The sequence below is a fragment of the Paenibacillus sp. URB8-2 genome (genome assembly GCF_013393385.1).
GTDB lineage: Bacteria > Bacillota > Bacilli > Paenibacillales > Paenibacillaceae > Paenibacillus_AQ.
The window spans coordinates 3,211,689-3,230,775 of sequence record NZ_AP023239.1; the positions used below are offsets into that span (position 1 = coordinate 3,211,689).

Genomic DNA, 19,087 nt, shown 5'->3' on the forward strand with positions numbered 1-19,087 from the left:
ATGACTGTTAGATAAAATGGTCGTCTATTGCGGGAGCTCTTCGGTTTTGGTTTTGCGTTTGCGCGGAGCGGCTTTGGCCGGGGCTTCGTCATTAGCGGGCTTGTCCGCCGGTTTGTCGGCCTTTTTCGCCTTGGCGCGCGTCGTCTTTGCTTTGCCTTTCGGCGCTTTCGTTACGGGTTCCTCGGTTAAAAGTTCGGGCTCATCCCCCTTTCCCTTCCGTCCACTCTTTTTCAAAACCACCATGCTGAGCGGAGCGAGGGTCAGCTCCAGGCTGTTCAGCTGGCCGTGCATTTCGCGTTTTTGCGTCTTCAGCGAACCGGTTTGGGCGCCAGAGCCGCCAAATTCCGGTCTTTCCGAGTTGAATGCTTCTTCATAAGTACCCGCTTTCGGAACGCCGATTCGGTAAGCATGCCGTTCCACTGGCTGAAAGTTGATCACAATAATTAGCAGGTCCCCCGCTTTTTTCCCTTTGCGGATGTACGAAACCACGCTTTGTTCATTGTCGTCCGCGCTGATCCACTGATAGCCTTCAAAGCTGTGGTCAAGCTCCCATAGCGCTTTTTCCGCCAGATAGAACTTGTTTAGCGCGGCGGTATAGGCGAGCATTTTCCGGTGGCTCTCATAATCAAGCAGCAGCCAGTCCAGTTGTTCCTGGTCCTTCCATTCAATGAATTGGCCGAATTCCCCGCCCATGAACAGCAGCTTCTTGCCGGGGCTTGTCATCTGGTAGCCCAGAAGCAGCCGAAGACCCGCAAATTTCTGCTCATATGAACCGGGCATCTTGTTCAGCAGCGATCTCTTGCCGTGCACGACCTCGTCATGCGATAGAGGAAGCGTATAATTTTCCGAGTAAGCGTACGCAATGGGAAATGTCAGCAAGTTGTGATGATAGGGACGGGCGCCGAAATCCTTCTCTATGTAGGCAAGTGTGTCGTTCATCCAGCCCATGTTCCATTTGTAATTGAAACCGAGCCCTCCTTCATGAACGGGAGCGGTCACACCCGGCCAGGCGCTGGATTCCTCCGCCATCATCAGGGCATGCGGGTAATATTCAAAAACGACTGTGTTCAGCTTCTGCAAAAAGGCGATGGCCTCAAGGTTCTCCAGCCCGCCGTTCACATTGTGCCGATACTGATGCTCCTGCTTCTCGAAATCGAGCCGCAGCATGCTGGTAACCGCATCCACACGCATTCCGTCAATATGGTACACCTCGTACCAGAAGAGGGCGTTGGAAATGAGGAACGAAATGACCTCGGGCTTGCCGAAATCGAAGGACAGCGTTCCCCAGCCCGGTTTTTCCGCGAGCAACAGATCGCCGTATTCGAAGCAGGGCGTACCGTCGAACATACGTAGCCCGGGATCATCCTTGGCAAAATGGGCCGGCACCCAGTCCAAAATGACGCCGATGTTCGCCTGATGCAGACGGTCAATGAGATACATCAGCCCGTGGGGCTCACCGAACCGGCTCGTTGCCGCGTAATATCCTGTTCCTTGGTAACCCCATGAAAGGTCGTATGGATGCTCCGCCAGCGGCATGAACTCCACATGGGTATAGCCCATTTCCTCCAAATAAGGAATCAGCAGGTCCGCGATCTCCGTGTAGCTGTATAGTTCTCCGCCTTCCTTATTGTGAATATTCTCCTTCTGCCGCCATGTGCCAAGATGCATTTCATAAATATTCAGCGGCTTGTTGTAAGGAGCTTTATTTTTGCGCCGCCAAGCCGCGTCGCCCCAGCGGTAACCGTCAAGCTCGGTCACGACCGATGCGGTAGCCGGGCGAACTTCGGCCAGAAAACCGTAAGGGTCCGCTTTTAAAAAGCTTGAACCATCCGGTCCGACGATTCTATATTTGTAAAATGTTCCCGAGGAAATATCGGGGAAAAAACGAGTCCAAAACCCTGAATCGGGTATCTTATATAACGAGTCTTCCTCACGGCTTCCGTCCCAGCCGTTCCGATCGCAGGCTAATCCTACATATCTTGCTTGGGGAGCCCACACGGTAAATCGTACTCCGGGCACTCCTTCTTCCACGGCGGTATGCGCTCCGAGCATGCGATAGCTGCGGTAATGGGTACCTTCATGAAACAAATAAATATCCTCTGGTGACGGCATGTTTACTGCTGTTGGTTGCTCAGCCAAATGATTACCACCTTTTTTAAAATTAGAGAAGATTCATGGTTTCGGGTCCTAAGCAATGCTGCACTTGTGGAAATATTTATTATACAGGATGCACCTAATACATTACCCCAATTTTATCCGTTTGAAAATGATTGATACAAACAAAGAAAAAAATATCCGTGAAGAGGTTGCGCCATTTTTGTGTAATTTTCCTATAAAGATTGTAATATATTTCACTCATGGTTGATTTTTTCGTTTCAAACGTCGTCGGTGAGGTTATTTTACAAGCAGTGACAATAATTATTTGGAGGGGTAATCAAATGAGTAAAAAAGATTGCATCGCCATGCTACTAGCGGGCGGGGAAGGGCGCAGACTTGCTCCTCTTACATCAAGTATGGCCAAACCGGCCGTCCCTTTCGGTGGACATTACAGAATTATTGACTTTCCCCTCAGTAACTGTGTCAACTCTGGTATTGATTCCGTTGGCGTACTGACCCAGTACGAAGCAGACTCCCTGCATAACCACATCGGAACAGGAGAGCCCTGGGGTCTCCATACGGAAGAAAAGAAAGGAATCACGCTCCTGCCATCCGGCAGCGAAGGAAGAGACAGCTACACCGGCACTGCAGACGCTATTTATAAAAATATTTCGTACATCGATTCCCTCAATCCTGAACATGTCCTCATTTTGTCGGGGGACCATATTTACCATATGGATTACCGCCAAATGCTGGAGTACCATCAGGACGCAAACGCGGAGGCGACGATCTCCGTCATGGAAGTCCCATGGGAAGAAGCAAGCCGTTTCGGCGTAATGAATGTTGACAATGATCTAAAAATCACGGATTTTGTCGAGAAGCCAAAAAACCCGCAAAGCAATCTGGCTTCGATGGGTATTTATATGTTCCGCTGGGATTACCTCAAGGCTCACCTGCTAAGAGACGCAGCGAACGAAGCTTCTAGCCATGACTTCGGCAAAGATGTCATTCCTGCCATGCTTCAGAACGATGACACACTCTTCGCCTACCGCTTTAAGGGCTATTGGCGTGATGTGGGCACGGTTGAAAGCCTGTGGGAAGCTCATATGGATTTGCTCCGGAATGACAACGACTGGAAATTCAACAATGCCGACTGGCCGATGTACAGCAGTTCTCTGGTAACTAAGCCTTTGTCTGTCCGGGGTAAAGCCCAGGCCGCAGCCGCGGACTGCCTGATCAGCGAGCTTGCCTCCGTTGAAGGCACGATTCAGCGTTCGGTCGTCTTCGGCAACGTCGATATCGGCAGAACCACGCTCGTCAAGAATAGTGTGATCATGCCCGGAGCTCGAATCGGCAAAAATGTGGTCATCGAAAACGCCATAATCGGTGAAGACGCGCAAATCAAGGATGGAGCCTTTGTAAAAGGCACCACCGACATGATCGCCGTTGTCGGACCGAATGAAATCGTTACGTCCAAACCGATGATTCGTACCCAGCCTTCCCGTTTGCTTCAAGAAGTATACGAGAAGACCGGAACCGGTCGACTACGGGCCGGAGGTCTCCTGTCTTAATCAAGAAGAAACGGCTTCGCCGTCCTTTTAGGGAGCTTAAGCTTCCGAAGTAGCGATACGAGTATCGCTTTTAGGTACCGTTTCTCGTAGAAATATAAGACAAAATGATAATCGCACAGCTTATACATCTTATATTTAAACAAAGTCAAAAGGGTTGTTCCACAGGCATCGGCCTGCGGAACAACCCTTTTTAATTATAATTGCGTTTTCCTTTCATGCCACTGTCTGTCCAGCATGGCCATATCGATCAGGTTCACATACCGCTCTCCGAACCGGGCCGCTTCCAGCTGCTCACCCTCCCTGCGGAATCCGAGGGCTTCATAGGCGCGAATAGCGGATGTATTAAAATCAAATACTCCGAGCGCCAGCCGGTGCAGCTCCAGACCTTCAAAGCCGATGCGCATGGCTTCGCCCATCATCCGGCGGGATAAACCTTTTCCCCGATATTCCGGGTCCAGTACGACCCGGCCTATCCGGGCGGAACCGTTATCCCGGTCAATGCCTGCCAGGCTGATATGTCCGATAACGGCGCCCGTCGCCACATGCACGGCGCTGTACACCATCAGCTCGGATTCGGCGGGACGATTACTCCCGGCGATGTATTTTCTAAGCTCCTCATCCTGCACAGGAAAGTGAAGCGATGGCCCCGCCCACTGCTTGAGAAACTCCGGCGAGACGCTCCAGCGTCTCAGACAATCGAAATCCGATTCGTCAAAATACTGCAATCGAACCGCATCGTTGTCGCCCGTATTCTCCATTTTCTCGTACAGATTGACAAGCCGTCCTCCGCCCACATCATTGGTGCCCATAAAACGGAATCCCTGGGTTTGGTAATAACGGTTCAGCTTCACATTGTGCTCGATGGTATCGAGGCGCAGTCTTCTGCCGGACATTTTCGCCGTCTCGGCGGCAGACTCCAGCAGCTTGCCGCCGAGCCCAGCTCCGCGAAAGGGCAGTCCCACCGCCAATCTGTGCAGATAAGCGAAACCTTCGTCGTTTCGCGATCCCCAGTACTGGGGATCGCTGAACTGCAGCGTGAACATGCCGGCCGCCTCGCTGTCTTTCATGGCCACATAAACCTCGCGTTCCGAGAAGTATGCAAGGATATCCTCTTCCTTGAACTGCTCCGGCCTCCACTGGGTAAGGCCGTTATCCCGCATCCACTGCGCCGCTTCGCGCAGCAGTCTCAGCACCTCTCCGGCCATGCTGGAGTCGGCTCGAACGACAGTCAAGCTGCCCAACGGGGTATCGATCTCCCGCGTAATTGGTAAATTCACTGCTGGCCCTCCTTCCGTTCATGATGTTCAGCCGGTTCCGGCAGACTGACCCGATCTGGCGCTTCCACTGCCGGAAGCGGCTCCGCCAGCTGCAGATACACCGTAACCCGTGTCCCCTTGCCAAGCTCACTGGCCATTTCCATGGTTCCCCCGTGAAGCTCAACCAGCTGCTGCGAAATGGCAAGACCAAGACCGGTGCCTCCATTCAGGGAGTCAACCTGGAAGAAACGGTCCTTTACCCGGTTCAAGTGCTCCTGGCTGATGCCGATCCCGGAGTCCTGGACTACAATCTCGGCCTCTTCTTCGTTAACCCGGCGCGCGGACAGCAGCACGCTTGAGCCTTCATGCGAGAACTTCACCGCATTGTCGGTCAAATTCAGGAATACCTGCTTCAATCTGTTGGCATCCCCTCGGACATAAATGCCGTCTTCCACTTCCAGTACAAGCCGGATGCTCCGTTTCTCGGCTTTGGCCCAGAGATTCAGAATAATTTCCTTGAGCAGTTCCTGTACGCCCACGGTACCCATGGAAAGCTTCATTTCATTTTGCTGCAGCTTGGAGAAGTCAAGGATTTCCTCTACCAGTCCAATCAGCCGGTCACTCTCCTTGGAAATAATGCTCATGCCAAGCTGCGTTTCCTCCGGGTCGTAGCCGCCGGAAATCAACGTTTCGCTCCACCCTTTGATGCTTGTTAGAGGCGTTCTGAGCTCATGCGAAATTGAGGAGATGAAATCATCCTTGATCTGATTGCTCCGCACGATCTCCTGAGCCATATAATTCAGTGTAGAGGCAAGCTCGCCGATCTCGTAGCGGTAATCGCCCTTGATGCGGATGTTGAATTTCCCCTTAGCCAATTGGGCGGATACGGCTGTGATATTGTTGAGCGGCTTGACAATCGAGTTGGCCAGCCCGAAGCTGAACGCGGTGACGACCGCAAGCACGGCTACGACGATGCCCGCCGACAGCAAAGTGACGTTGAATAAATCGCTGTTCACTCTTTCCACGGAAGTCACATATCTCAGCACGTAGGAGTCATGTCCGTGAATTTGCAGCACTTTGGAGACCGCCATCACGCTTTCGTTGGTCCCCGTCTGCCTGCCGACCCACCGACCGATTCCGCCGCCGACCGCTTCGGGCACATCGCTTGTCGTAATCGTCCGGTCGGGCTGAAAGCCCGTCGAGCTTGTGATCATGTCGCCGTCCAGCGTAAGCACCTGCAGTTCCGTGTTGTTGAGATCAAAGCTGCGCAGCAGCTCCTGGAGAGCAAACGGAGAATCTTTACTCGAGAGGCGATAGAAATATTCCGCTTGGCTGATTTGCGTCGTAATTCGGGTATAAATGCTGTCGTAATAATAGGTCCGGATCACCAGCAGAAAAATGACTTCCACGAGGAGAAGCGCCAAAAAGACTACAAGAATGTAGTGCAAAACAATCTGTCTGCGCATCCCCTTTTTAATCATTGTCCCTGCCCTTTCCACTTATAGCCGTGTCCCCATACCGTTTGCAGATACTCGGGCTCTGACGGATTGTTTTCGATTTTTTGCCGCAGCCGCCGGATGTTTACGTCGACGATCTTCGGATCGCCCATATACTCCTTGCCCCATACGTGATCGAGGAGAAGGTCCCGGCTCAGCGGAGTGTTTTCTTTTTCCAGGAAATACTGCACCAGTGAAAATTCGGTCGGCGTCAGCTCAACGGGCTCTCCTCCACGCTTGAATTGCTTGGAAATGAGATCCAGCGTGAACGGGCCGGAATGAAACGATACCTTGGCCGATTGCTCCCGGTGCACATTCACTCTCCGGAGAAGCGACTGGATGCGGGCAATCAGCTCCGTCGGACTAAAAGGCTTGCTGACGTGATCGTCGGCGCCGACGGACAATGCATATACTTTATCCTGCTCCTGAACCTTGGCCGTCAGAAAAATGATCCCGATCCGTTCATTCGTCTCGCGGATCCGTCTGCACACCTCAAAGCCGTCAATTCCCGGCACCATCACATCAAGCAGCGCGATATCGATATCAGGCACCGAAGTCAGCTTGCTAAGGGCCTCGTTGCCGTCAGCCGCTTCCAGCACTTCAAACCCGTTTCGCTTCAAATTGATTACAATAAAACTGCGGATGGACTCTTCATCCTCCAGTATCAGAACTTTACTCATTGATTCCCTTCCTTTCTACGGGAGCCGTATTCGTCCCTTTTTTGATTCCGTCTGCGTTCTGCTCAAGCTTGCCCCGATATCCGATGATCTTATCGGCATCCCGGCCCCAAAGCTCCCAGCCCTCGTCCTTCACCCGATCCCATTCTTCAGAAGAGAAAAAAGAGATCTCAGCAACGGTTTCGCCGGTACCTGACAAAACAAACTTGAGATATTGGTTCTGCACGGATTTCGTGTCGACCGTGACTTTCCCGTGCCATGACGGCGGAAAGTTCAAGGTGAACCGGTCCGACGGATCACGGTACTGCTGAAACGCGAAGACAAGCCCTTCCTTGCCGTCCCATTTGTAATAGGAATAGAACCAGGGAACCGAGTCGGCCTCGAAGTTCTCCCAGCCCGACGGTCTTTCCATCAAGCCGATTTCGATAATGCCGTCACCGTCGATATCCCCGCTCGAAATCCGGCTGTCCTTGAACGTTCTGTCGTCACCGGACAGGACCACGCGGAAACGGTTATTTTCCATAACGATCATATAGCTGTAAGCGGAATGCGAATTGACGGCGGCATCCAGAACGATGCCTTCTTTGCCTTTGGCCACTTTGCCCACGACAATGTTGTAATAGTTGTTAATGTAAGGATCGAGATTTTCCAGCCGGTCAAGCTCTTTGAATCCTCCGTTATACTGATAAGTCGTCAGTGTGGAGGACTCATTCCGCTTGAGCGAGACGACCGTGATGTCATCAATGCCGTCGCCGTTTAAATCGTCGATCATATATTTCGTATAGGACAGCGTCAGCTTCTCTTCAAGCGACGTTCCCGAATAACTGTATACGACCAGGCCTTTCTGCAGCCCTTCGTCCCCCCGGGAATAACCGGCGATAATCTCCGGTTTGCCGTCTCCCGTAACGTCCCTGATCTCCACCGATTCCAGCACAGTTCCCGCGCCGTCAAAGGTCAGCTTCTTAATCCAGGAATCACCCTGCTTCTCCAGAATCAGGCCGTGTATCACCACCGCTTCTCCGGGCGTTTCATAAAAGACTAGCGTCTCCGGAATTCCGTCTCCGCTCAGGTCTTCCGTGCGGATGGAGCTGTCGTCGTCGTTGATTGGACGAATCAGCTTCAGCGAGTTGATGGCGGTCATCAGCGTCGCCTTATCCTCAGAAAGCCGCGGCGACTTCATCCGGGATACGGGGTCGCTGATAAAGGTGCAGCCCGACAACAGCGAAAGGGCCAATATACCGGCGCCGAGGCGCCATAAAGCAGGTACATTGGCGGCGTAACGCCGCAAACCAATGCGCCGCAGACTTTGTATAATCAACATGATCACTCATTTCATTCTTCTAAGATGATAATCCAGCGTTATAATAATCCGGCCCGCTCCTGAGAGGTAAGCCTGCGCCCGGTTACGTCATGCTTGATCATTCCGTTATCAAGCACCCATAGACGGGAAGCGTAGCGTTCGGCAAGCTCAAGCGGGACAACGGCTATCACCGTAAGTCCGGTCTCCTTGCATAGTTCCCGCAGCGACTCCATAACGCCCTGCGCCGACTTCGGGTCAAGCCCCGTCACCGGCTCGTCGGCAAGAATAACCTTGGCGCCATGTACGAGCGCCCGGGCAATGGCTATCCGCTGGCGTTCCCCGCCGCTGAGCTGGCCAAGGTTCATCTTCGCCTTATCCAGCAGGCCAAGCCTTTCCAGTTCATCCATGGCTCCCATATAATCGTCGGAGCGGACCATTCCCGTCAGTCTCCGCCACAGAGGAGTCTGGGCAGCCTGACCAATCAGCACGTTCTTTAAAGCGGTCCGGTTCCGGTTCAGTTCCTCGTTCTGCTCCAGGAACGCCCATTCGCGGCGAATTTTCGTTCTGCCGCCGAAACCACCCTTCAATATGTCGGTCCCGTCCACCCGGAAGTTCCCTTTGTCCCATTTCTCGCGCAGCGCCAAACAGCGCAGCAACGTCGTCTTGCCGCTGCCGCTCGCGCCGAGCAGTCCGATCAGTTCTCCGGACTCCATCCGAAAGCCAACGTCTCGCAGCACCGGGGTCTGTTCCGGTCCGATGCGCTTGGCCAAATGCTCCACGATAATCATGAATCAGTCTCTCCTGTTCCCATATCTATTTCATATATACAGTGTATTGGAAAGCAAGAACAAATACCATGCGATCACCCGTTCCCCTATCTTAACTCAACTTATAGAGAAATCCAAGCAATCCGAAGACGTCGGCAGGAAGCAGCAGCCCTGGCTGAGCCCAAAAGTGATATCCTCCGAAAGTTTCCTGTATAATCAAGAAAAAACAGCCTGTCTTGCCGGCGGACGTCAAACATTCAACATTATAGTGGACAACCCTAATCCAAACAAGGGATAATAATTAGAAGTCAGTGATTTTTTGGGAGGACTGCATGTTTCATGGATTATGAACTGAAAATAGACGTGTCGCCCGTATATGAACTGCTGGACAGTTTCATGCTATATGTAACGCGAAAGTGGATTTCCAATCTGGATATCGGACCCGACTGGGTGCGAGACATCGACGGGCGAATCCCGCCTCAAAAGAAGGCGGCTCTTTTGCAAGCTGCGGAATGGCCTTTCGAAGATTACGATATCTTATACGCCTGGGCATATACCCACGGCCCTGCCGCCAAAGTGCAGCTGTTCCTGGAAGATATGGAATCCGCGACTGTGGAGGAATGGTTCGAGCTGGCGGCTCCTTATCTTCCCGATTTCACGCTGGAGGAGTGCCGGCGGATCAAGAACGGCTACGGACCGCTGCTGCGGCTCTGGCATGAGCAGTATTTCCGCCATGTCGAACCCAAAATGCTGCCCCTGCTCATTGAAGACGCCTCCGAGAAAAAGCTGCTGCAAAGCAAAATGGACCCCGGTGCGCTGATTGAATACGCTTCTGGCGGAGTGGTGGTCGAGGATATCCCCGAACTGGAGACGATCGTTCTCCTGCCGACGGTGCACCACAGGCCGATTAATACGTACTGTTTTTACAAAAAGCTGATGCTTGTGCAATACCCCGTTGACGTCCCTGTGGAAAATGAAGACGAGCCGCCCACCCTGCTGCTCCGCATGACCAAAGCGCTGTCCGATCCGGTGCGCCTCCGTCTGCTGCGCTATGTCGCCAACGAGCCAAAGTCTCTATGGGAAATGCAATCCGATCTTGGCCAGTCGGGCGATATTCTGATGCATCATCTGATGATGCTGCGGGTGGCCGGGCTGCTGCGCATTCACTTGCGGGATGCGGATAACGAGCGTTTCAGCATCCGTCCCGACGGGGCGTCCGAACTTCAGATGTTCCTTGAATCGTACATTCATTTATAATACTTTTACAACTATACAGATACTGGCTTGAAGGGTAACGTCCTTATGGCCCGGGTTACCGTTTCAAGTCGAACAAAGGAGTGAGCGACATGAAATATTGGACTCAACAAGTGATCTTCGACCTGGATGATACTTTGGTCCACTGCAACAAATATTTTGAACTCATTCTGGGGCAGTATTTCGAGATGATGAGTGACTGGTTTAGTGATGAGGGGCCTACTATGGAGGAAATGCGACGCAAACAGGTGGAGATCGATGTTGAGACAGTTAACACGAGCGGACTCGCGAGCGATAATTTTCCGAAGTCGCTGATAGCAACCTACCGTTATTTTTGCGCAAAGTATAACCGTGCGTCCGACCCTTTTCAGGAAGGGCAGTTAATGAAGCTCGGACTCAGCGTATACGATCAGGAGATCGAAGCCTACCCAGGCATGGTTGAGACGCTCGACAACCTGAAGCAGGATGGTCATGAGCTGTATCTGTATACGGGGGGAGACCACACCATTCAGCGCCGTAAAATCGAGCAAATGAAGCTGGATATGTACTTTAACGACCGCATCTATATCCGCAGGCACAAGAACGTCGAAGCGCTGGAAAAAATTTTGAGCGGCCGCTCGTTTGACCGCAAGCACACCTGGATGATCGGCAATTCTCTCCGCACCGATGTGATTCCGGCGGTTACCGCCGGCGTCAAAAGCATCTATCTAAAACAGCAGAACGAATGGGTGTACAATATGGTCGAACTTCAGCGTGATATGCATCAGTCGGTGATTACGATCTCTTCCATTCACGAAGTGGTCCCCGTCATCCGCAGAACCGCTCACCGGCAGAACACAAGCCTAGGCTGAGCCAGGACCCGGACAGGCTGTTACAAATAGCATATAAAATCCGCCGCCGAAACGATTATACTGTTTGAATGTATTTCAGCTTTCGGCAGGAGGATAGGTATGAAGAACAGCCAAGACAAGAAGAGACGCCCAAGAAGCCATTACGCGCTGCCTATGGTACTGGCCGGATTGGTCGTTATCCTCGCGGTCGCGCTCGGATACACATTGACCCGGGGAGAAAGCGGACAAGAAGCGGAGCTGAACAATCTGCCCAACTATACCGAGGTAAAAGGGAAAATCGTGGTTGACGGTCTCAAATACGAGAAGCAGCCCCGACTCGGGAGTCCGGATGCCAAGATCAAGGTTATGGAATTCGCCGATTTTAAATGTCCCGCCTGCAAAAAATGGACACAAAACTACATGCAGCGGTTTATCAGAGATTATGTGGATACCGGCAAGGTTGAATACTACTTCATGAATTTTGCCTTTATCGACCGGGACTCCTACCTGGCCGCCAGCGCGGGCGAAGCGATCTATCATCAGAGCAATGAGAAGTTCTGGGAATATGCAACGAAGCTGTACGACAATCAGGGGGACGAGAGCAAGATTTGGGCAACCGAGAAGTTCATCCTGAAGTTCGTCAAAGACAACATCAACGGCATCGATTACGATCAGTTTGAGAAAGATCTCAAGAACCAGACCTACATGCTGGATGTAAAAGAGGATTTCAAAACCGCCGGCTCCTACGGCGTTAACGGCACGCCCCAGTTCATGGTGAACGGCGTGCTGCTGAAAGGCTCCTCGTACGACAGTTTGACGGCCGCTATCGACAAACAGCTGGCGGGCGGCAACTGACCGCGGCCCATAAATCGGCTATCTTATTAAATCAGCCAGTCTCCGTTAATCCGGAAGACTGGCTGATTTTTGTTTGGTGATTTTTCATCTGCCGAAAGCCTCGGTTAGTATGCGGTTGTGTGAATGCACGCACTGCCTGTAATCCGCCCTCGCCCTGCCCCCCGGAATCTTCGATCGAGTATCCGCTGCCCAAGGATCAGCCTGTATACGGAAATAGCCTCGACGGGAAATATCTTTTCGGGAAATATCCTCCCCGTCAGAGGTGAACTGGTCCGCAGCATTCTAAAAAGGAATTTCTCCCCCTTATTTCTGCTAGAGTGGCTTCAAGCCAAGCCTGGGAGGGAAATCCTCCTGCTTAATTATGCGCTTTTATGGAAAAATAAGAAAACGGGGCCAATAAGCCGGAGCTTTTCCCGTTTAGGGTCCGGTAACCGCCCTTTTTTGAATATAAAAGGGACGTTTTCCCGTTCATGCGTGCGCCTGTTAAAGATCCGATAGAGTATAAAAGTACCTTTTTTAGAGTTATACCTAGGTCAAGTTGAATCCGATATCCTTTATCCATGATCGCTTTGAACAGCTTACGCGGCAATCACTTTGGCCGCGTTCATTCCACCGCCAGCTCGCCCGTTTCCGGGCTTCTGAGGATCAGCTTGCCTTCCGCTGCCGAACCGTCCGGCAGCACCAGCTTCAGCTTGGCGGTGCGCCCTTTTTCAATAAGCGCCTTGATTTGGGTGTCGGTAAGCTGTCTGCCATAACTCTCCTTCCAGATCACGAATCCGCAGCCTTCCTTGTAATGGGAGCATCCGTACCCCTTGCGGCCCATAAAGATTTGGCCGCCGCAGCCGGGCCGCGGACACGCCCCGATGAACTTAGGCGCGCCGGACCGGGAAGCTCCACCTGCAGAGGCATCGCCGCCCATCTTCGCGCCGCGTGGCGCCGAAGAAGCGTTGTCACCCGTGGCATCGCCGCCCGTCTTCACGCCGCTCCGCCCCGGAGAAGCCGAGCCCGCTGCGGCGTAACCGTCTGCGGCCGCGTCCAATGCCGCTGCGGCGGACCGGCCTGCGGCCCCTTCCCTAGCGGCTCCGCCAGCCTCGCCTCCCGCTTTCCCGGATGCGCCGCTCCGCCGGCTGCCGGAGCCTGAGCCGTCCTTCCCGCCGCTTGTGCGCCGAGAGCCCCCCCTTCCTTTCCCTCTCGTGCCGGAAGCCGGTTCGGAGCTTTCAAAGGACATTTTGTCGGCTCGGGACTGCGCGCGGACCTTATCGACGATCATCGCCGCGAATTTTTTTACATTCTCCATAAATTGCAGGTCCGACGCCACTCCGCGCGAGATTTCAGTCAGACGGCGCTCCCACTGGCCCGTCATTTCCGGAGAAGTCAACAGCTCGACGCCGGCTCCCCGGATCAGCTCGATCGCGGTTCGGCCCTTTTGCGTAATCAGAATCTTTTTACCCTGCATCTCGATGTAGCCAACCTTTTTCAGCCGTTCGATCGTTGCCGCTCTGGTCGCCGGAGTTCCCAGACCCGAATCCTTCATCGCGTCCCGCAGCTCCTCGTCCTCAATCTGCTTGCCTGCGCTTTCCATGGCCTTCAGCAGGGTGCCTTCCGTAAAAGCCTTCGGCGGCTGAGTCTCCTTCTCCTTCACAACGGCGTCTCCGCAATGCACGCCTTCGCCGGAAACAATGGAGAATGGCTCGCTGACCTCGGTCTCCTCTTCCTCTTCATCTTCCTTGCCCTTGGCCCTGCCGCCCCTTGGCTTATCCTTCTTCTGATCACTGTAAATGACCTTCCAGCCGAGACTCAGCAGCTCTTTGACCGTCGTCTTGAACTTTTCTTCCTCTACTTCGGTAATGACGGCATGCATCTTGTATTCGGCGGCAGGATAGAACTGCGACAGGAACCGGCGGACAATGAGATCGTACAGCTTCTGCTCGTCGGGACCAAGTCCCGCCGCTTTGCGTCCTGTCGGCAGGATGGCATGGTGATCTTCAACCTTTGCCGGGTTGCAGACAAACTTGTTACCTTTGTGGACCAGATTTCGGTTGGCGCCTTTCACCCAGTCATCGTAGGCTGTTCCCGTAAGGGAGGACAGCGTCTTATGCATCTCCGGAATATTCTGCTCGGTCACATAGTTGGAATTTGTTCGCGGGTACGAAATCACCTTATGCTTCTCGTACAGCGCTTGGGCAAGGTCGAGCGTCTTTTTGGCCGAAAAACCGAATTTGCCGTTCGCTTCACGCTGCAACAGGGTCAGATCGTACAGCCTATTCGGATATTCTTTCGTTTCCTTAACTTCGTAAGAGGCTATTCGTCCCGGTTTGCCTTTGACCTTGGCGGCCAGCGCATCCGCTTTATCCTTCTCTGTCAGGCGGTCGCCCTGCCATAAGCCCTTATAAGATACATCTCCCTGCGTAAAGTGACCCTCCAGCTGAAAAAATTTCAGCGAGGAAAAAGCTTCGATTATCTTCTGTCGCTCATAAATCAGGGCAAGAACAGGCGTCTGCACCCGGCCAACCGATAGAAGCACGTTATGTCTCGTGGTGAAGGCGCGCGAACCATTCATCCCGATCAGCCAGTCGGCTTCGCTGCGGGCTTTGGCCGCTTTCGTCAAATTGTCGTACTCCGAGCCTTCCTTCAGCTCCCGGAAGCCTTTGCGGATCGTCTCGGGCGTAAGATCGGATATCCACAGCCGCTTCACCGGCTGCATCAGCTTTAAATGCCGCTGGATTAGCGAAAAAATATGCTGTCCCTCCCGCCCGGCGTCACAGGAATTGATCAGAAGATTGCTTCGCTTCGCGAGCTCTCCGATCACTTTCAACTGGTCGACGGTCTTCCGGTTCGGAATGAGCTTGAATTGCTCAGGGATGATCGGCAGGTCGCCAATATTCCATTTCTTATATTTCGGATCGTAAGCCTCGGGCGCCGCCAGTTCGATCAGATGCCCGATGGCCCATGTAATAATATACTGCTCCCCTTCGAGGTAGGAACGGTGATTTTTAGCTTTCGGGTCAATTGCGGCGGCGATATTCCGTCCCATATCCGGTTTTTCCGCAATGATCAGTGTCTTCAAAAACAATCGCTCCCTGTCTATCAATCTCGGTAGTTAAAAAGGTCCAGTAGTCTATTATACATCAGATCCGATTGTTTTTAATATGCTCCTTAATGCGCCGGAAGGTCTCCTCCAGCCCGAGCGTCTCTTTAACGCCGCTGACCCGGTCCTCGTATTCCACTCTCTCAAGCGCCGCTTCTCTGCCAATCACAACGACCTGCGGCGCCCCGATCAGGCCAGATTCTTTAAATTTGACCCCGGGACGCTCCTCTCACTTTGTCGCATCCCGATTCCCCCTTAACAAAAATAAAGACACATTCGTCAGGGACGAATGTGTCGTGATACCACCCTAATTCAACTCTCTGTCTTCAGAGACAGAACAGTCCTTAAAACGGATAACGGCCGTTAACCGGCAGCGTTTCACGCCCGGAGCGCTCGATCAGGATGCGGCTGCACTGCCGCTTATCCGTCAGAGGACTCTTCAGCCAATGGCCGCATACCCTGGGGACACGGAGCCATATGGCTCAAGCACTTCTTCACTGCAGCTACCAAGGCGGGGGGCAGGCTGGCGTCTCGGAGAATCTCTCAGCCGGTGGATTCTCTTTCTGTTCCAACGCGTATTCGCAATCAAGAGGGAGGAATTCGGAAATACTGGCTTCAGCGTTTCCGCCTGCTTCCATAACTTAAGGCAGAACCGTCGAACCCATCAAATATTTATCCACCTCGCGGGCGGCCGCGCGTCCTTCGTTGATCGCCCATACGACCAAGCTTTGTCCGCGGCGCATATCACCGGCGGCGAATACTTTTTCAACATTGGTATTAAATTGGTCGTACCGCGCCTTCACGTTCGTGCGGCGGTCGGTCTCCAGCTTCAATTCCTGAACCAGATCCTGCTCCGGTCCGTCGAAACCGATGGCGATCAGCGCAAGCTGCGCCGGATAAACCGCTTCGGTGCCGGGAATCGGCTGGTAAATTTTACGGCCCGTCTCATCCACCATCCGGCGAATGTTGACCGTATGCAGCTCCTTGAGGTTTCCGTTCTCGTCGCCGACGAATTTCGTCGTCATGATGGAGAACTCGCGCGGGTCGCTGCCGAATATGGCCTTCGCTTCCTGCTGGGCGTAGTCCAGCGTGTATACATTCGGGAACTGCGGCCAAGGATTCGCGATCGGATCGCGCTCCAGCGGCGCCTGCTCATGCGTACCGAACTGGGTAATGCTATTGCAGCCATGACGCAGCGACGTAGCTACGCAGTCGGAGCCGGTATCGCCGCCGCCAAGCACGATTACGTCCTTGCCTTCGGCAGATACGAAATTTCCGTCTTCAAGACCCGAAGCCAGGTAGCTCTTGATCGTGCCGTTCAAATAATCCATAGCGTACATTACGCCGTTCAGATCACTGCCTTCCGCGGTGAACTTGCGGGCTTTGGTCGCACCGCCGCACAGAACGACGGCATCGTACTCGTCAACCAGCTGCTGCGCCGGGATATCCTTGCCAATCTCCGTGCTTACGACAAAATTCACGCCTTCCGCCGCCAGCAGGTCAACCCGGCGCTGCACGACGCGCTTGTCGAGCTTCATCGTCGGAATACCGTAGGTCAGCAGTCCGCCGACCCGGTCGCTGCGCTCGTAAACGGTAACCGTATGGCCCGCTTTGTTAAGCTGCGCCGCCGCCGCGAGTCCGGCGGGTCCTGAGCCGACAATCGCGACTTTTTTGCCTGTGCGTTTCTCTGGAGGCTCCGGAACGACCCAGCCCTCTTCGAAGCCTTTGTCGATAATGGCCAGCTCGATCGTCTTGATCGTTACCGGTTGTCCGATCAGACCGACCGTACACGATCCCTCGCAGGGAGCCGGACAGATGCTGCCGGTAAACTCAGGGAAGTTGTTGGTCTTGTGCAGACGCTCCAGCGCCTCCCTCCACAGTCCGCGATATACAAGGTTGTTCCACTCGGGAATGAGGTTGTGCACCGGGCAGCCCGAAGTGCCGCCGGCCATATCGATTCCGGTATGGCAGTATGGCGTACCGCAGTCCATACAACGTGCCCCTTGCGTCCGCAGCTCCTCTTCGGACAGATGCTCATGGAACTCCTTCCAGTCCTTCACCCGCTGCTGCGGATCGCGGTCCCCCGGGAGTTGTCTTTTATATTCCATAAATCCAGTAGGTGTAGACATATCTTCGTATCCCCCATCCGTTCTCTTCATGTTGATTTCAGTACATTGGAACCTGATGCTGCAGTTCAAAAGAGCGCATACTGCGCAGTGAGGCTCCTGTACATGATGAGTCGCCCTAACGTAACTAATTTTTATTATATTAGCATTCCTAACTTTTGCACGTTAATGGACTAATTTGCTGATTGTTTGTACTTTTTTCACATGTTATGTCAGATAGTTGGGACGACAGGCTTCCGGTCGAAGAGTTTAGGGATTACAGTTTATCCGTACGTTCGTATACGACAAACCGATAATCATACGGATTCTTCTCATCGCGGATCCCCTGCGTGCTTGAAACCTCTTTCCACTTGCTCCAGTCCGTTTCAGGAAAAAAAGTATCGCCGTCAAAGGACTCATCGATTCGGGTAACGATCAGCTTGTCGGCAAAGGGAAGCGTCATCCGGTAGACTTCCGCTCCGCCGATCACCATCAGCTCGTCCTGGCCTCGGCCAAGCTCAAGAGCCTCCTCCAGACTGTGGACGGTTTCCGCTCCTTCTGGAGCGGCGCTTTCGTCCCGGGTCAGGATCACGCTCTTTCTTCCGGGAAGCGCCCTGCCTCCCAAGGAATCCCAGGTTTTGCGCCCCATCAGCATCGTCTTGCCCATCGTCTGCGACTTGAAGAACGCGAAATCCCGGGGCAGCCGCCAGGGCATGCCGCCGTCCTTGCCGATAACTCCCTTTTCGCCCATGGCCCAAATTAAGCTTATACTCATCGCTATGTCTTTCCTCCTTCCGGCATTGATAACCTCTATCGCGGGATGTCTCCTACACGGCGACAGGCGCTTTGATTCCCGGATGATAGCGGTAACCTTCGAACTCAAAATCCTCGTAAGTGTAGTCGAATATACTGTCCGGTTTTCGGCGGATGACAAGCTTTGGAAGCTCGTAGGGCTCCCTGGAAAGCTGCGTCGCAACCTGCTCCAGATGATTTGTATAAATATGCACATCCCCGCCGGACCAAATAAAATCTCCCGGCGCAAGCCCCGTCTGCTGAGCAACCATATGCGTCAGTAGGGCGTAGCTTGCAATATTGAACGGCAGCCCCAGAAACGTATCCACTGACCGCATCGTCAGCATGCAGGACAGCTTGCCGTCCGCTACATAGAACTGAAAGACGAAATGGCAAGGGGGCAGCTTCATTTGATCGATCTCGCCCACATTCCAGGCGCTTACGATATGTCTGCGGGAGTCCGGGTTCTTCTTGATCGACTCGATGACATTCGAGATCTGATCGATATGGAGTCCGTCCGCGCTTTCCCACGCTCGCCACTGCGAGCCGTATACCGGTCCCAATTCGCCGTTCTCGTCCGCCCATTCGTCCCATATTGTGACTCCGTTTTCTTTCAGATAAGCGATGTTCGTCTCGCCTTTCAGAAACCAGAGCAGCTCGTGCACCACCGATTTCAGATGAATCCGCTTGGTCGTCATCAGCGGGAATCCTTCCGACAGATCAAAACGCAGCTGGCGGCCGAATACGGATATTGTCCCCGTTCCCGTACGGTCGCTCTTGCGGGTTCCATGATCCAATACATCTTGCAGAAGATCTAAATATTTTTGCAAGCTTTCAACGCTCCTCCACTCATATTCTCTTCTAAGTTTACCATGACTAACGTCGCTATGTAACATGCCAAACTATAGAAAAGGACATGATTCGCGGCGCTCAAGAAGAAACGACTGCGCCATCCGTTAAGAGCAGCACCCGTTTCCGGAGAAATTTAAGGCAGTTTAT

Annotated in this window: 14 protein-coding genes and 1 pseudogene; 4 read left to right on the top strand and 11 right to left on the bottom strand. The window is 53.2% G+C overall.

The window, feature by feature from the left end; all coding sequences use genetic code 11:
- Nucleotides 1-24: 24 nt before the first annotated feature.
- Nucleotides 25-2,112 carry a 1,4-alpha-glucan branching protein GlgB gene (gene glgB / locus PUR_RS14730; protein ID WP_179037926.1) on the bottom strand — a complete coding sequence of 696 codons (2,088 nt, stop codon included), beginning with the start codon at nt 2,110-2,112 and terminating at the stop codon, nt 25-27.
- A gap of 326 nt (nt 2,113-2,438) precedes the next feature.
- Between glgB and PUR_RS14735 the strand changes: the two genes are divergently transcribed.
- Nucleotides 2,439-3,668, top strand: a complete 1,230-nt coding sequence (locus PUR_RS14735; RefSeq protein WP_179035900.1) for a glucose-1-phosphate adenylyltransferase — start codon at nt 2,439-2,441, stop codon at nt 3,666-3,668.
- A gap of 194 nt (nt 3,669-3,862) precedes the next feature.
- Here PUR_RS14735 and PUR_RS14740 read toward each other — a convergent pair whose 3' ends face one another.
- Genes PUR_RS14740 through PUR_RS14760 form a run of 5 tightly spaced genes read right to left on the bottom strand, consistent with a single transcriptional unit; the run spans nt 3,863 to nt 9,185 of the window.
- On the bottom strand, nt 3,863-4,945 hold the full coding sequence (locus PUR_RS14740) for a GNAT family N-acetyltransferase (protein ID WP_179035901.1): 1,083 nt from the start codon (nt 4,943-4,945) through the stop codon (nt 3,863-3,865).
- Nucleotides 4,942-6,405, bottom strand: a complete 1,464-nt coding sequence (locus tag PUR_RS14745) for a sensor histidine kinase (RefSeq protein WP_179035902.1) — start codon at nt 6,403-6,405, stop codon at nt 4,942-4,944. Before PUR_RS14745 ends, PUR_RS14740 begins: the two co-directional genes overlap by 4 nt.
- Nucleotides 6,402-7,100, bottom strand: coding sequence for a response regulator transcription factor (locus PUR_RS14750; protein ID WP_124693953.1), 699 nt, complete (start codon nt 7,098-7,100; stop codon nt 6,402-6,404). Before PUR_RS14750 ends, PUR_RS14745 begins: the two co-directional genes overlap by 4 nt.
- Nucleotides 7,093-8,418: a hypothetical protein gene (locus PUR_RS14755; RefSeq protein ID WP_232101880.1), complete on the bottom strand. Its 1,326-nt coding sequence runs from the start codon at nt 8,416-8,418 to the stop codon at nt 7,093-7,095. The genes PUR_RS14750 and PUR_RS14755 overlap by 8 nt, the downstream gene beginning before the upstream one ends.
- 38 nt (nt 8,419-8,456) lie before the next feature.
- Complete coding sequence (locus PUR_RS14760; protein WP_179035903.1) at nt 8,457-9,185, bottom strand: phosphonate ABC transporter ATP-binding protein; 729 nt, start codon at nt 9,183-9,185, stop codon at nt 8,457-8,459.
- A 318-nt stretch (nt 9,186-9,503) separates the two neighbouring features.
- On the opposite strand from PUR_RS14760, the gene PUR_RS14765 reads away from it, so the two are divergent.
- The 3 genes from PUR_RS14765 (at nt 9,504) to PUR_RS14775 (ending at nt 12,103) form a co-directional block, all read left to right on the top strand.
- Complete coding sequence (locus tag PUR_RS14765; RefSeq protein WP_179035904.1) at nt 9,504-10,421, top strand: ArsR/SmtB family transcription factor; 918 nt, start codon at nt 9,504-9,506, stop codon at nt 10,419-10,421.
- 89 nt (nt 10,422-10,510) lie between these two features.
- A complete protein-coding gene (locus PUR_RS14770; RefSeq protein ID WP_179035905.1) occupies nt 10,511-11,269 on the top strand; it encodes an HAD family hydrolase in 759 nt (252 codons plus the stop codon).
- A 99-nt stretch (nt 11,270-11,368) separates the two neighbouring features.
- Nucleotides 11,369-12,103, top strand: coding sequence for a DsbA family protein (locus tag PUR_RS14775; protein WP_179035906.1), 735 nt, complete (start codon nt 11,369-11,371; stop codon nt 12,101-12,103).
- Nucleotides 12,104-12,707: 604 nt separating this feature from the next.
- On the opposite strand, the gene PUR_RS14780 is transcribed toward PUR_RS14775, so the two are convergent.
- The 5 genes and pseudogenes from PUR_RS14780 to thyA form a co-directional block, all read right to left on the bottom strand.
- Entirely contained in the window at nt 12,708-15,170 is a 2,463-nt protein-coding gene (locus tag PUR_RS14780) for a type IA DNA topoisomerase (RefSeq protein WP_179035907.1), read from the bottom strand.
- 61 nt (nt 15,171-15,231) lie between these two features.
- A pseudogene (locus tag PUR_RS14785) lies at nt 15,232-15,408 on the bottom strand (His/Gly/Thr/Pro-type tRNA ligase C-terminal domain-containing protein); the annotation flags it as partial.
- A 424-nt stretch (nt 15,409-15,832) separates the two neighbouring features.
- Nucleotides 15,833-17,320: a glutamate synthase subunit beta gene (locus PUR_RS14790; protein ID WP_179035908.1), complete on the bottom strand. Its 1,488-nt coding sequence runs from the start codon at nt 17,318-17,320 to the stop codon at nt 15,833-15,835.
- A gap of 253 nt (nt 17,321-17,573) precedes the next feature.
- Nucleotides 17,574-18,071 (bottom strand): dihydrofolate reductase, encoded by a 498-nt coding sequence (locus PUR_RS14795; RefSeq protein ID WP_179035909.1) that lies wholly within the window; start codon nt 18,069-18,071, stop codon nt 17,574-17,576.
- Between the two features lie 52 nt (nt 18,072-18,123).
- Nucleotides 18,124-18,918 (bottom strand): thymidylate synthase, encoded by a 795-nt coding sequence (gene thyA, locus PUR_RS14800; protein ID WP_232101516.1) that lies wholly within the window; start codon nt 18,916-18,918, stop codon nt 18,124-18,126.
- Nucleotides 18,919-19,087 lie beyond the last annotated feature (169 nt).

Excerpts from the sequence above, each read along its gene's own strand:
- glgB (WP_179037926.1), bottom strand. The coding sequence starts at position 2,112 with ATGCCGTCACCAGAGGATATTTATTTGTTTCATGAAGGTACCCATTAC.
- PUR_RS14735 (WP_179035900.1), top strand. The coding sequence starts at position 2,439 with ATGAGTAAAAAAGATTGCATCGCCATGCTACTAGCGGGCGGGGAAGGG.
- PUR_RS14745 (WP_179035902.1), bottom strand. The coding sequence starts at position 6,405 with ATGATTAAAAAGGGGATGCGCAGACAGATTGTTTTGCACTACATTCTT.
- PUR_RS14750 (WP_124693953.1), bottom strand. The coding sequence starts at position 7,100 with ATGAGTAAAGTTCTGATACTGGAGGATGAAGAGTCCATCCGCAGTTTT.
- PUR_RS14755 (WP_232101880.1), bottom strand. The coding sequence starts at position 8,418 with ATGTTGATTATACAAAGTCTGCGGCGCATTGGTTTGCGGCGTTACGCC.
- PUR_RS14760 (WP_179035903.1), bottom strand. The coding sequence starts at position 9,185 with ATGATTATCGTGGAGCATTTGGCCAAGCGCATCGGACCGGAACAGACC.
- PUR_RS14765 (WP_179035904.1), top strand. The coding sequence starts at position 9,504 with ATGGATTATGAACTGAAAATAGACGTGTCGCCCGTATATGAACTGCTG.
- PUR_RS14770 (WP_179035905.1), top strand. The coding sequence starts at position 10,511 with ATGAAATATTGGACTCAACAAGTGATCTTCGACCTGGATGATACTTTG.
- PUR_RS14775 (WP_179035906.1), top strand. The coding sequence starts at position 11,369 with ATGAAGAACAGCCAAGACAAGAAGAGACGCCCAAGAAGCCATTACGCG.
- PUR_RS14790 (WP_179035908.1), bottom strand. The coding sequence starts at position 17,320 with ATGTCTACACCTACTGGATTTATGGAATATAAAAGACAACTCCCGGGG.
- PUR_RS14795 (WP_179035909.1), bottom strand. The coding sequence starts at position 18,071 with ATGAGTATAAGCTTAATTTGGGCCATGGGCGAAAAGGGAGTTATCGGC.